The sequence below is a fragment of the Pseudohongiella acticola genome, assembly GCF_001758195.1.
GTDB lineage: Bacteria > Pseudomonadota > Gammaproteobacteria > Pseudomonadales > Pseudohongiellaceae > Pseudohongiella > Pseudohongiella acticola.
In genome coordinates, this window is sequence record NZ_MASR01000001.1 from 743659 (window position 1) to 756981 (window position 13323).

The window sequence follows — 13323 nt, forward strand, 5'->3', positions numbered from 1 at the left end:
TAACAGATCTATTTTGAACACAGCAAGGGAGTTTCATCATGCGTAGCATACAAAGGACGATTCAGCGTTCTGCCACTGCACTTTTCCTTACCAGCAACCTTTGGGCCATATCAGCCGGCGTTGCTGCCGATGTCGGTTGGCCGGAAAAAGAAGACCTGACGCTGGGGTTCATCAAACTCACCGACATGGCGCCGCTGGCAATTGCCTATGAAAAACGGTTTTTCGAAGACGAAGGTCTGTATGTAACTCTGGAGCCGCAGGCGAACTGGCGGGTACTGCTGGACGGCGTTATCGACGGCCGGCTCGACGGCGCTCACATGCTCGCCGGCCAGCCGTTGGCGGCCACCATTGGTTACGGCACCAGCGCTCACATCGTCACGCCACTGAGCCTTGACCTGAATGGCAACGCCATCACTGTCTCCAATGACGTCTGGGAGATGATGCGTCCGCACATACCACAGCAGGACGGCCGCGTGCTAAGACCCGTCAGCGCCCAGGCCCTGAAGCCTGTTATCGAGAGCTATCATGCCCAGGGCAACCCATTCAACATGGGCATGGTGTTCCCGGTATCGACGCACAATTACGAACTGCGCTACTGGCTGGCAGCAGGTGGTATTCATCCTGGCTACTACGCGCCACAACGGGGTGATACATCGGGCACGCTGGAAGCGGATGTCATGATTTCTGTGACACCGCCTCCACAAATGCCAGCCACCATGGACGCTGGCACAATCAAGGGATACAGCGTCGGCGAGCCATGGAATCAACAGGCGATCTATCGCGACATCGGTGTGCCTGTCATCACTGACTATGAAATCTGGCAGAATAACCCGGAGAAAGTACTGGGCATGACCCAGGCCTTCATCGAGGAAAACCCCAATACGTCGATTCGGTTGGTCAAGGCGTTGTTACGGGCCGGCAAATGGCTGGACGAAAACAACAATGCCAACCGCGAAGAGGCAGCAAGAATTCTGTCACGTAGTCACTATGTAGGGGCAGATTACGACGTTATCGCCAATTCCATGACCGGTACCTTCGAATATGAAAAAGGTGAAGTGCTGCCAGTCCCCGACTTCAACGTGTTCTTCCGCAATCATGCCACGTTTCCCTACTATTCCGATGCCGTCTGGTTTCTGACACAGATGCGTCGCTGGGGTCAGATTGCCGAACCCAAAAACGACGACTGGTATCACCAGACAGCCGCCAGCGTCTACCGGCCTGATATTTATCAGCTGGCGGCCGAAGAGCTGATTGCCGAAGGTAAAATGACGGCAGCGGACTTCCCGGACTTCGCCAGTGAAGATGGTTATCGTCCCGTACAGACCGAGTTCCTTGACGGCATCCCGTATGACGGTCGCCAGCCCAATGCTTACCTGCAATCACTGACAATTGGATTGAAGGACAAGAACCCTTGAAGGAATTGAAGATGCCGGAAAGGAATACACAAACTGGATCCAACATTATGGCTACACTTTTGCACAAATTTCGCAACGTTATGCCCCAGTTGTCAGGCATGAGCCTGGCACCGGGGTCGCAGTTGACCACGCTCATGAGGTCATGGCTTCTGTCTTTTATTGGCATAACCGTGTTTGTTCTGCTGTGGCAGGGCGCTGCCAACAACATAGACACCTCACTGGGAAAATTCCCGGGACCACAGGAGGTAATCGAACAAAGCGGAAATTTATATGCCGAATATCAGCGGGAGCAACAGAACGAACGCGACTTCTATGTACGGCAGGAAGCACGTAACGCGGAGCGACTGGCGAGCAATCCCGATGCAGATGTGTCTATCCGCCCTTACACCGGGCGACCCACGTTTATCGATCAGATAGGCACCAGTCTGTTAACCGTTGCCTTTGGTTTTGCCATTGCCATGGCCGTCGCCATTCCACTGGGCATTTTTTGTGGACTCAGCGAAGCCGTGTACAGTGCCGTCAACCCTGTGGTGCAGATTTTTAAACCGGTATCACCGCTGGCCTGGTTGCCACTGGTGACCATGGTTGTCAGCGCCCTGTATGTTAGCGAGAGCGAACTGTTCAGCAAAGCCTTTGTCACATCGGCGGTCACGGTTGCGCTATGTTGTCTCTGGCCCACCGTCATTAACACAACGGTGGGTGTCGCCAGCGTCGACAAAGACCTGATCAACGTTAGTCGGGTAATACGGCTCCCGCCATTACAGCACATCAGAAAAATCGTTCTACCCTCTGCCATACCGATGATATTCACTGGCATGCGCCTGTCGCTTGCTACCGGCTGGATGGTTCTGATTGCTGCCGAAATGCTGGCACAAAGCCCGGGGCTGGGTAAATTCATCTGGGATGAATTCCAGAATGGCAGTTCCGATTCAATGGGAAGAATCATGGTTGCCGTTCTGGTCATCGGCATTATTGGCTTCATTCTGGACAAGCTTATGTTGACGATACAGCGCTACGTCAGCTGGGACAAAACCAGCACACTGCGCTGATCAACGCCCCGAACAAGGAGAAATATACATGCAAACCTATCTGGAACTCAGTAATGTCGGCATTGAATTCAATACCAACAATGTTCCATTCAAAGCCCTGGATCAAGTCAATCTGAAGGTAGCCAAAGGCGAATACATTTCACTCATCGGTCATTCCGGTTGTGGCAAGTCCACCATCTTGAACATTGTCGCCGGTCTCTACCAGGCGACCGAAGGAGGCGTCATTCTTGAAGGCCGCCAGGTCGACTCACCCAGTCCGGACCGCGCCGTGGTGTTTCAGAACCATGCCCTGCTGCCCTGGCTGACGGTATACGAAAATGTTGCTCTGGCGGTAAAGCAGGTTTTCAAAGGCAAAAAGAGTCGCGCTGAAATGCATGACTGGATTACGCACAACCTCGAACTGGTGCACATGACGGAAGCAAAAGACAAAAGGCCACATGAAATATCCGGTGGCATGAAGCAGCGTGTGGGCATTGCCCGGGGGTTGGCGATGGAGCCCAAGGTGCTGTTGATGGATGAACCTTTTGGTGCGCTGGATGCGTTAACACGTGCCCACCTGCAGGAAGAGGTTATGCGTATTCACTCCGCGCTCAACAACACAGTCATCATGATCACGCATGATGTAGATGAAGCGGTACTGTTGTCAGATAAAATCGTGATGTTGACTGTCGGACCACTGGCGACCGTGGGCGAAGTCCTGCATGTCGAATTGCCCAGGCCACGTGATCGTCTGGCACTGGCCAATGACGCCGACTACAATAATTACCGGCAGGCTGTCTTGCGCTTTCTGTATGATGGCCATCAGGCTACTCACTGATTGTGCCAGACTGCCGCCATGTCGATAACCGAGCGGGCGACGTCAACAAGGCGCCTGCTCTGGTTCATTGCCATGTTCCTGAGCAATTTGTGCGCCTCATCTTCGCTTATGCCTCGATGCTTCATCAGCAAGGCCTTGGCGCGCTCCAGTAACTTGCGTTCTTCCAGGGCCGCGCGCGCCTCGGTAAGCTCGCTGTTCATCTGCTGTAAACGCTGGGATTGATACTGCAGCAGTTCCATCATGGATTTTCCATAACCCTTGGTATCGGATCGCTCATCAAGCGGGTGGCTGGCCCTGACCAGGACAAACGGTTCCGTACTGAACTCATTTGTACTGCCCAGATTTCCCAGCGCCAGCTGACTCTTTTTCAGGCTTGCTTCTGCCTGCGCCAGGCGGTCAACACACAACCGGGTCAAAAAATTCTCCAGTGAGTTTTCAACCTGCTTCATGCCATCAATATGAACCGTCATCAGGCTGAACCATCGATCTGCCAGTTCCAGTTCACGCGCCACCGGACTGGTGGACGCCGCCGCATACCGTCGCATGCGTTCTATCTCCAGCAGTTCCGGAGTCCGTTGCAGTGAGGACCAGCGTGAAACCGAGTCCGCATCAGCGAATTGCAGGAATATTTCGAAACAGCGCTCCTGCGTGGCAATCAGGTGTGCCAGCAATGCGTTGCGGTCATCATCAAAATGCAGACTGGCAAATCCGGCAGAACCGGCTGCTCGCTCCTGACCCGCCAGTTCTTTACCCTGCATCAGGTTGAACATGGCCACCAGTGCCCTGGCTATTTCCGGGTCAGCCGCGATATCTGCGGTTTCAAACACAATCAGCAACAGGCCCTGCACAACAGCACTATACGCTTCAGTGACAACGCCAGCGTCCAGCTGTTGCGCCGATACTTTGCCGCGCAGCAGGTGCAATTCCGACAACGCATGCACCGCATACGCCAGGCCACTGAACATTCGCGTCCCATCGGCCAGACGATCCAGATGCGCATTAGCAGCGCTGAGCGTGCTTCGAAAATCAGTGACTTCGGCATCGGTGCGCTGGCGAATCTGAGTCAGTTCGGACTCAAACCGCTGGCCACCGGAGCCAAGGAAGAGATTGGATGCACCGCGTTCGCGCTGCAGCGCGTGCACCAGATTGCCGCACGCCACCACCAGTTCGCACAGGGACAGCAGTGACTTGAGGTTTCTGATTTCACATTGTTTTGATGCCGTCAGGTAGTCGGCGGCCGTTCTGAAGCCGCGATCCTTGGCGGTTTTTTCCTTTTTCATCAATCGGTTGACTCTTTGTTCTGTCACAATAAGCAGTCAGTATCAGTGGCAGCGAGTCTGCTTTGTTGCCACCCAATGGACTGATCGGTACGGGAGGGCAAGCAATATACAGGCCAGAGGGGCTTTCATCCAGTACGCATCCAGTACGCATCCAGTACACACCCAGCACGCATACAGATTCAGCCCATCCAGCCTTTCAGGCAACCGGCAGGCGAGCCAGCAAACGCGCCAGAGCCACATCTTTGCCATCAGGATCGGCGGTAATGCCCTCCCAACAATCGATGATATCAAGGTCGGCGGCGACATCCGCCAATGCGCCCGGAGCAGCGCGGAAGTCATTGCTGGAGGGTCCGGCCACGGGACTGTCAGACTGCAAATGTACCTCTGCCAGTATATAACCGCCCGGCTGCAACCGCCGACAGACAGCCCGCAACAGATCGATATCAAGATAACGAATCATCAGTATCAGGCCGTAACCGGTCAACGCGGCTGGCAGGCCGTCATCCAGATCCTGTTCATGCCATTGAATACCAGCAAGAGTGTCTTCCATTGCCGCTGCCCTGCCACGCTGCAGGCCCTCGCGGGCGATGTCGACAGCATCGACATGATAACCCTGCCCGGCCAGGTAGAGCGCATTGCGACCGGCACCACAAGCAAGGTCCAGCGCCCGCTTGCAGGGTGGAGTCAAGGCAGGCAATTGCTGTTGCAGATAGCTGGCGGGATGTCGCCGGCCGGCATAAGCCCCCCGCCTGTACTTGTGCTGCCACTTCTCGCGATCGTCATGACTCACAGACATCACCTTGGTCAGGTTTGAGGTCCAGCAAGTTAAGTACCAGTATTTTGAGTGCGCAGGCCAGCGCATCGAGATGTGCCCGACTGGTTGCCTGGTGTTTTAGTGTGAGCGTGGATCGTTGAATAAAATCGGCCAGCTGCATCACGCTCATGCCACGTGCCCGGATATCCACCGCATAAGGCTGCAAGAGGTCTGCTATCAACTCACAATAACGCCCGGCGGCCTCGGTCAGCTCTTCCCGGCAGGCGGCATCGAAGCCACTGACAATATCATGGGCATCCGGCGAGGCATGCAGCAAATCGTAACTGCGTATCGCCGTATGCAGCATCACCGCATCAAGTTGCGCCCCCAGATCCCGTGTGCTGGCGCAGGCACGTGTAATCTCGTCTACGTTACGATCCGCCAGATAGCGAATGGTAGCGCGCAACAACTCCTCTTTACTGGCAAAACTGGCATACAATGTCTGTCTTGAAACGCCCGCTTCGCCCGCGATGTCGCTCATGGTGGTACGGCCCATGCCGTAGCGCAGGAATTTGCGTAGCGCAGCTTCAATGAGGAGGGCATCACGCTGGTCTGCGCTTTTTGTAGGGCGCTTGTCGGGGCCCTTGCCGGGGCCCTTGTTGGGGTTCTCAGTCGAGCTATTTCTGGCTGCTTGATTCATTAGTACATCTTTACAGAGTTTGACTATTTGTCAAGCGTGGTTTATAACAGACGCATCTGCACACCAATCCTTTTCACCCGTTTCGCGGCAAGCATTTTTATTTCAGGTTTGCCATGCGCGCAGGAGGCACTATGCCCTATACCCTCATGATCAATGGACAAAACCACGAGCTGGATGTCGACGGTGACATGCCGCTGCTATGGGCCGTACGGGATCATCTTAAATTCACTGGCACCAAGTTTGGCTGCGGCGTTGCCCAGTGCGGCGCCTGCACCATGCACGTGGACGGCGTTGCCACACGCACCTGTGTGCTGCCGGTAGAAAGCGCGGTCGGCAAGAACATTACCACCATCGAAGGTCTGGCATCGCCCGCTGCCCACGCTGTTCAGGCGGCATGGGTTGAGTTGCAGGTCCCTCAATGTGGTTACTGCCAGTCTGGTCAGGTGATGTCTGCCACCGCCCTGCTGGAGCAGAATGATGCACCAACTGACGCTGATATAGACTCGGCCATGTCCGGTAACATTTGCCGGTGTGGTACTTACCCACGCATCAAGGCAGGCATCAAAATGGCTGCCAGCCAGATCAAAAATGCCGGAGGTGCTGCCTGATGAATCCGAATCGATTTTCCACCAACACAGCCGCCACTGACGTTGATGCCGGACGCCGGACCTTTCTTAAAGTCGCCACTGCCAGCTCCGCCGGCATGATGCTGGGTGTCAGCCTTGATGTGCAGTCGCAGGCCAACAACGTTGCCGACACGGCACTGGAGTACAACGCGTTTGTCAGTATCACCCCGGACAATGTGGTGCGCATATATATCAAACACCTGGAGATGGGCCAGGGCGTCTACACTGGCCTGGCAACCTGTGTCGCCGAAGAGCTCGATGCCGACTGGTCCCAGATCGTATGCGAACATGCGCCGGTTGACCTCGCCCGATATGCCAACCTTTTGATGGGCCAGCAAGGCACCGGCGGCAGCACTGCGATGGCCAACAGCTTTATGCAGCTACGTCGTGCCGGTGCGGCCACCAGGGCCATGCTGGTGGCTGCCGCCGCTGAGCGCTGGCAGGTGCCTGCCAATGAAATCAATGTAACCGAGGGGGTACTGTCGCACGGCAACCACCAGGCAAGCTTTGGTGAACTGGCCGTGGACGCGGCGCGCCAATCAGCACCTGCCGCCGACACACTGGTTCTGAAAACACCCGATCAATTCCGCCTGATTGGCAGTGAAACGACATTGCGTAAAGACGTTGGCAAACATAACGGCACCGCCATTTATACGCAGGACGTACAGTTGCCTGGCATGTTGACTGCCGTGGTCGCCCATGCGCCGCGTTTCGGCGCCAAAGTCAGCACCTTTGATGCCTCCACGGCGCTGGCCAGAAAAGGCGTACACCACGTCTTCGAAATAAATTCCGGCATCGCCGTTGTTGCCGATGACTATTGGACCGCCACCAAAGCACGTGAACTGTTACAGATTGAGTGGGATGAAGGCAGCGCGGAAACGCGCAGCAGTACTACCCTGCTGCAACAGTACCGCGAGCTCGTGGAGACCAGGGGTGCTGTTGCCGAGCAGCATGGCGACGCCGCCGGCACACTGGCAGCTGCCTCAGACAAAATGGAACTGGTATTTGAGTTTCCCTACCTGGCGCACGCCCAGATGGAACCGGTCAACTGTGTCGCTCAGGTCAATGAAGGTTCGGCAGAGCTCTGGTATGGCTGTCAAAGTGCCACCGGCGATCAGAGAATGATTTCATTGCTACTGGGAACCCGCCCGGAAAATGTGAAAATCAATACCGTCTTTGCAGGCGGTGGTTTTGGCCGACGCGCCAACCCGCAGGCTGATTATGTGCTGGAAGCGGTGAACATTGCGCGTCAGATTCCGGCGACCCCGGTCAAACTGGTGTGGTCCAGAGAAGATGACATGCAGGGCGGTTTTTATCGGCCCGCCTACGCTCACAAACTCAGCGCCGCGCTGGATGCCCAGGGCAATCCCAGCGCTTTTCAGGCACGTATTGCCGGCCAGTCCATCATGGCGGGCACGTCAATGGCAGCAATGATGGTGACTAACGGTATCGACAACACCTCTGTGGAAGGCCTTACTGAGCTCAGTTACGATGTACCAGAGCGCCAGGTCGAACTTCACACCACTGACGTGGGCATACCGGTACAGTGGTGGCGTTCCGTGGGCAATACTCACACCGCTTTCAGTAAGGAGGTATTCATTGATTCGCTGGCCCGCAAAGCCGGCGTTGACCCCATCGAATATCGCCTGTCGCTGCTCGGCAACAATCCGCGCGAAGCGGCCGTACTCAAACTGGCCGCAGAAAAAGCCGGCTGGGGTACACGACAGTTGCCCGAAGGCTGGGGCCGTGGCGTTGCTGTGCATACCTCGTTTGGGTCGACTGTTGCCGAAATTGCCGAAGTGTCCGTGCAGGGAAACAGTTTCAAAGTGGAACGCGTTGTGGCCGCCATTGATTGCGGCATCGCCGTCAACCCCAGCATCATTCGCGCCCAGGTCGAAGGCGCCATCGCCTATGGCCTGTCGGCGGCGCTGCAGGACGAGTTGACGCTGACCGATGGTATGGTCGACCAGAGCAATTTCCACAATTATCCGGTATTGCGCATGAATGCGATGCCCGTGGTTGAGACCTACATTTTGCCATCAAACAATGCGCCCAGTGGTGTTGGTGAGCCCGGCACGCCACCCATTGCCCCAGCGGTAGCAAACGCGTTGGCAGACGCCACCGGACAGACATTAACCCGTCTGCCACTGCGACTGGCGTAAGCAATGCGGCTGAAGGTGCTGCATACGTCCGACTGGCATCTGGGGCGCAGTCTCTATGGCCAGCGCCGCTACCCGGAATTTGATGCCCTGCTGACATGGATGCTGGACGCCTTGCGCACGCAGCAGATTGATGTCCTGCTGATAGCCGGCGACATCTTTGATACGACAGCGCCCAGCAACCGGGCCATGCAACAGTACTATCAGTTTTTGCGCCAGGCCGCTGACACCGGGTGTCAGCACGTGGTCATTATCGGTGGCAATCACGACTCGCCAACTTTTCTGAATGCCCCGCGCGACATTCTGAAAATGCTGAATGTGCATGTGGTCGGTGCCGCCACGGAAGATCCTGCGCAAGAGGTGTTACGCCTGGATGCAAAAGACGGGCGGCCAATGGCATTGGTGTGCGCGGTACCTTATTTGCGCGATCGCGATATCCGTTCCGCCGAAGCGGGCGAAACCATTGAAGACAAGGAAAAGAAATTGCTGGGCGGCATTCGCCACCATTACAAAACGGTGACCGATGCAGCAGAAAACCAGCGCCTGTATCTGGAGAAACAATACCAGACGCAAGTTCCGCTGATTGGAATGGGGCATCTGTGGGCAGCTGGCGGCCAGAAAATAGAAGGCGATGGTGTGCGCGATCTTTATGTCGGATCACTCGCACACGTCAGCACCGATATCTTTCCGGCAACACTGGACTATGTCGCGCTGGGCCACTTGCATGTGCCTCAGTCGGTGGGCGGGCAGGCAAACATCCGTTACAGTGGTTCTCCGCTGGCCATGGGCTTTGGTGAGGCACGGCAACAGAAATCAGTCTGCCTGCTCGCCTTTGAAGGCCGCAGCCCAGACATCAGCCAGCTTGATATTCCCCGCTTCCAGCGCATGCGACAACTCACGGGTGGTCTCGCCAGTCTGCAGACTGAGTTGCAAGCTCTGCTGGAGGACGGTGAACCGACCTGGGTGGAAATCATCTACACCGGCGACGACGTTGTGCCGGACCTGCGTGAAAAACTGATGGCAGCACTGGCCGACGACAGCGAAGGTCTGCTAACGCTGTTGCGGGTGAAAAACCAGCGCATCACATCGCACACACTGCAGACTCAGGAGACAGGTCAGACACTGGATGACCTGAGTCCACAGGATGTCTTCATGCGCTGCCTGGACGATCACCAGATATCTGACGAGCAGCGCCCGGAATTGCTGCACCTGTATCAGAGTATCCTGACTGATGTACAGGAAGCCGATACACGTTCCGATTGAGCGTGAACAGTTAATCTGCGCCGGTCGTCCCCCGTCGCCCAACCCTGTATAGTTGCCTGTGGGCCGGTACCCCAACCCTGCCGGCCGCGAACTTTTTGTAACGAGGCCTGAAGCACCATGCGGATACTGGCAGTCCGGTTCAAAAACCTGAACTCCCTGGCAGGTGAATGGGAAGTGGATTTTAGCGATCCTGCCTATACCAGTGATGGTATTTTCGCCATTACCGGCCCGACCGGCGCTGGCAAAACCACTCTGCTTGATGCCCTGTGTCTGGCACTGTACCGACAGACGCCACGACTGGGCGACATTACCGTGACCAGCAATGAAATCATGACCAGGCAGACCGGTGAATGTTTCGCCGAGGTCAAATTCTGCACCCAGAACGGCACTTACCTGGCGCACTGGTCGCAACGTCGGGCGCGCAAACAGCCTGACGGCAAGCTGCAACCGGCCAAACACGAAATCTCTGATGCAGAATCCGGTAAAATCATCGATAGCAAATTCAGCACCGTCGACAAGCGTATTGAAGAAATCACCGGCATGGACTTTGGACGCTTTACCCAGTCGATGCTATTGGCACAGGGCGGGTTTGCTGCCTTCCTGCGCGCCAACGCCGATGCCCGCGCACCCATTCTTGAGAAAATCACCGGCACTGCGATCTACAGCGCAATATCCATCAGTGTGCATGAGCGGCGCCAGCAGGAAGAACAAACGCTCAAACTGCTGACTGCCGAGCAGGACGGCATGCGCCTGTTGTCGCCGGAAACAGAAGCGGAATTGAGCACCGAAGCCGCCCGACTGACCGATCAATTGAACGCAGAAGCAGCGACGGCCGACGCCCTGCGGGAACAGCTTCAGTGGCAAAAACGTTGCCTGCAACTCGAGCAGCAACGAGCCCGGCTGGAGCAGGACCTGTTGTCGTGGCAACAACAGGATACGGCTTTCAGCGTCGAACGCGATCAGCTCGCCGATGCCATGCGCGCTCTGGAATTGGCCGCGCCCCACGCCACGTTGCTCACTATGCGCAAGGATCAGCAGCAGGAACAACAGACCTTGACACAGGATCAGGCGACACTGCCGACACTGACCGAAAAACGCAATGCCCAGCAGGCTCAGGTTGAACAGCTGAACAAAATACGGGCAGAGACTGAGTCGGAGCTGGAGCGCGCGCGCCCGACACTTAAAAAGGTACACGTGCTGGACAGCCGATTGCATGAGGCGCGGCAATCTCTGCAGACACAACAACGTCTGCTGGACGACAGAGTGAGCACATTGCACCAGCACAAACCCAGGCTCGACCTGAGCATCTACAACAATCACCAACAGGCGCAAGACGATTATCAACGCGCTGTGGACGCCACGACACAAGCACAACTGCAGCTCGACAATATTGCTCAGGGCAGCAAAGCGGCGCAATGGCGTGACCAGCGTGATGCACTCGGCGAGCAGATCAGCAGCACGGAGAAGTTGCAGCAGCGCATGACTGAACACGCGCAACAGACTCAGCAATTACAACAATTGAGCGCGGACCTTGAAAACGCCAATACCGAACTTGAGCACAGAAACGCCGACCTTAAACACGCTGAAGAACTATTGCTGGCTCATCGATCCACACTCAATGCACTGCAGAACCAGCGCGCCCTGCAACAACGCATCGTCAACCTGGAAACCATGCGCAGTGAGCTCGAAGCCGGTTCGCCCTGCCCCTTGTGTGGCGCCAGTGATCACCCATTCGCCGACCATGCCCCGGACACTGATATCAACAGCCTGACACAAAACATCCGGACCCAGGAACAGCAGACGAACACCAGCGAGCAGCATCGCAACGCCGCACAGGTGGCGCAGGCGCAGTGCACAACAACAATCGATAACCTGAACAGGCAATACAAAAAACTGGAACAGACACTGCAGGCACTGATGCAGGAGATTACTGACACGTGCCGTCAACTTACGCTTAACAACAGCGTTGATGCCGTTGCTGAACGACAACATGTGCTGCAGCAACGCAAACAGGAGATTACCAGAACTCTGCAGGAAATTGATGACCTGGAGGCAGCGCTGAAACGCACTCAACAGCATCAGCATCTGGCAAAACTGATTGCAGAAGCAGTTATTCTGCGCGACGAGTGTCAGAACCTGCAACAGAAGCTGGATGCACTTCATAACGAGCGTCATGAGCTGTTGCAGGACAAGGATCCGGATCAGGAAGAAACACGCATGCAGGCTCAGATCAACACAGCGCAAGCCACGCTGACCTCGGCTCAGCAACAGTGGCAGCAACACCAGAACCAGCTTGAGCAGCTACAGCATCAGATCAGGACTCAAGAGAGCAGTCTCGAATCACGGGCGCAAAAGCTGAAACAGGCTGAGCAGACATTCATCAGTTCATTGCAACAGCACGCGTTTGCCAATGAAGACGTCTTTGTCGCGGCGCAACTGACAGAACCCGAACGCCGGGCACTGACAAGAAAGGCCGACGCGTTGCAGCAGAAAGGCATAGAGCTGCGCGCTGCACTGGCGCAATCTCGCCAGGAACTGGAGCAGGAACAGTTGCGTGCGCTCACCGATCAGTCAATGGATGAGATCCAGCAAAGCTGGCAGGCACAGGAAACAACAGTCAGTACATTGCGTGAGACACTGGGCGCCCTGCGGCAACGCCTGCAGGACAATGCCGAGGCACGAAAGCAGCAACAGACCCTGGCTGGTGACATTGATCGACAGAAAAGTGAAGTCGAGCGCTGGCGGCGACTGCATGCACTGATCGGCTCCAACGATGGCAAGAAGTTTCGCAACTTTGCCCAGGGACTGACCTTCGAGCTGATGATTCAGCATGCCAACCTGCAGCTTCAGAAAATGACCGACCGCTACCTGTTGCAACGCGATCAGGATCAGCCGCTGGACCTGAACGTCATCGATAACTACCAGGCCGGTGAGGTGCGCTCAACCAAAAACCTGTCAGGCGGAGAGAGCTTTATTGTGTCTCTAGCACTGGCGCTGGGTCTGTCACGCATGGCCAGCCACAACGTCCGGGTGGATTCATTATTTCTCGATGAAGGCTTTGGCACCCTTGATGAAGAAGCGCTGGATACCGCCCTGGAAACTCTTGGCAGTCTGCAGCAGGAAGGCAAACTGATCGGTGTCATTTCCCACGTTGCCGCGTTAAAAGAGCGTATTGCAACGCAGATCAATGTGTCACCGCTGGCAGGCGGCCGCAGCACAATCAGCGGCCCCGGCTGTCGCAATATCCAGTGACGCCGGAA

General features: G+C 56.0%; 10 protein-coding genes. 7 read left to right on the forward strand and 3 right to left on the reverse strand.

Going from position 1 to position 13323, the window contains the following annotated elements:
* The first annotated feature begins 38 nt into the window (after positions 1-38).
* Genes PHACT_RS03270 through PHACT_RS03280 form a run of 3 tightly spaced genes read left to right on the forward strand, consistent with a single transcriptional unit; the run spans position 39 to position 3281 of the window.
* Positions 39-1415, forward strand: coding sequence for a CmpA/NrtA family ABC transporter substrate-binding protein (locus tag PHACT_RS03270; protein WP_070115897.1), 1377 nt, complete (start codon positions 39-41; stop codon positions 1413-1415).
* Between the two features lie 47 nt (positions 1416-1462).
* Positions 1463-2464: an ABC transporter permease gene (locus PHACT_RS03275; protein ID WP_169819376.1), complete on the forward strand. Its 1002-nt coding sequence runs from the start codon at positions 1463-1465 to the stop codon at positions 2462-2464.
* Positions 2465-2492: 28 nt separating this feature from the next.
* A complete protein-coding gene (locus PHACT_RS03280) occupies positions 2493-3281 on the forward strand; it encodes an ABC transporter ATP-binding protein (RefSeq protein ID WP_070115898.1) in 789 nt (262 codons plus the stop codon).
* On the opposite strand, the gene PHACT_RS03285 is transcribed toward PHACT_RS03280, so the two are convergent.
* The 3 genes from PHACT_RS03285 to PHACT_RS03295 all read right to left on the reverse strand — a co-directional run bounded on the left by PHACT_RS03285 (position 3275) and on the right by PHACT_RS03295 (position 6015).
* Entirely contained in the window at positions 3275-4561 is a 1287-nt protein-coding gene (locus tag PHACT_RS03285; protein WP_070115899.1) for a nitrate regulatory protein, read from the reverse strand. The genes PHACT_RS03280 and PHACT_RS03285 overlap by 7 nt on opposite strands.
* A 196-nt stretch (positions 4562-4757) precedes the next feature.
* A complete protein-coding gene (locus PHACT_RS03290; protein WP_070115900.1) occupies positions 4758-5351 on the reverse strand; it encodes a class I SAM-dependent methyltransferase in 594 nt (197 codons plus the stop codon).
* Complete coding sequence (locus PHACT_RS03295) at positions 5341-6015, reverse strand: TetR/AcrR family transcriptional regulator (protein WP_070115901.1); 675 nt, start codon at positions 6013-6015, stop codon at positions 5341-5343. Before PHACT_RS03295 ends, PHACT_RS03290 begins: the two co-directional genes overlap by 11 nt.
* A 131-nt stretch (positions 6016-6146) precedes the next feature.
* Here PHACT_RS03295 and PHACT_RS03300 point away from each other — a divergent pair, with 131 nt between their 5' ends.
* The 4 genes from PHACT_RS03300 to PHACT_RS03315 all read left to right on the forward strand — a co-directional run bounded on the left by PHACT_RS03300 (position 6147) and on the right by PHACT_RS03315 (position 13315).
* On the forward strand, positions 6147-6623 hold the full coding sequence (locus tag PHACT_RS03300; RefSeq protein ID WP_070115902.1) for a (2Fe-2S)-binding protein: 477 nt from the start codon (positions 6147-6149) through the stop codon (positions 6621-6623).
* The gene (locus PHACT_RS03305) at positions 6623-8803 is read left to right on the forward strand and encodes a xanthine dehydrogenase family protein molybdopterin-binding subunit (protein ID WP_070115903.1); all 2181 of its coding nucleotides are present in this window, start codon (positions 6623-6625) and stop codon (positions 8801-8803) included. Before PHACT_RS03300 ends, PHACT_RS03305 begins: the two co-directional genes overlap by 1 nt.
* A gap of 3 nt (positions 8804-8806) precedes the next feature.
* Positions 8807-10063 carry an exonuclease SbcCD subunit D C-terminal domain-containing protein gene (locus PHACT_RS03310; RefSeq protein ID WP_317622241.1) on the forward strand — a complete coding sequence of 419 codons (1257 nt, stop codon included), beginning with the start codon at positions 8807-8809 and terminating at the stop codon, positions 10061-10063.
* Positions 10064-10180: 117 nt separating this feature from the next.
* Positions 10181-13315 (forward strand): AAA family ATPase, encoded by a 3135-nt coding sequence (locus PHACT_RS03315; RefSeq protein WP_070115904.1) that lies wholly within the window; start codon positions 10181-10183, stop codon positions 13313-13315.
* Positions 13316-13323: the final 8 nt, after the last annotated feature.

Coding starts and splice junctions, on each gene's coding strand:
- PHACT_RS03285 (WP_070115899.1), bottom strand. CDS start 4,561: ATGAAAAAGGAAAAAACCGCCAAGGATCGCGGCTTCAGAACGGCCGCC.
- PHACT_RS03270 (WP_070115897.1), top strand. CDS start 39: ATGCGTAGCATACAAAGGACGATTCAGCGTTCTGCCACTGCACTTTTC.
- PHACT_RS03305 (WP_070115903.1), top strand. CDS start 6,623: ATGAATCCGAATCGATTTTCCACCAACACAGCCGCCACTGACGTTGAT.
- PHACT_RS03275 (WP_169819376.1), top strand. CDS start 1,463: ATGGCTACACTTTTGCACAAATTTCGCAACGTTATGCCCCAGTTGTCA.
- PHACT_RS03295 (WP_070115901.1), bottom strand. CDS start 6,015: ATGAATCAAGCAGCCAGAAATAGCTCGACTGAGAACCCCAACAAGGGC.
- PHACT_RS03300 (WP_070115902.1), top strand. CDS start 6,147: ATGCCCTATACCCTCATGATCAATGGACAAAACCACGAGCTGGATGTC.
- PHACT_RS03310 (WP_317622241.1), top strand. CDS start 8,807: ATGCGGCTGAAGGTGCTGCATACGTCCGACTGGCATCTGGGGCGCAGT.
- PHACT_RS03315 (WP_070115904.1), top strand. CDS start 10,181: ATGCGGATACTGGCAGTCCGGTTCAAAAACCTGAACTCCCTGGCAGGT.
- PHACT_RS03280 (WP_070115898.1), top strand. CDS start 2,493: ATGCAAACCTATCTGGAACTCAGTAATGTCGGCATTGAATTCAATACC.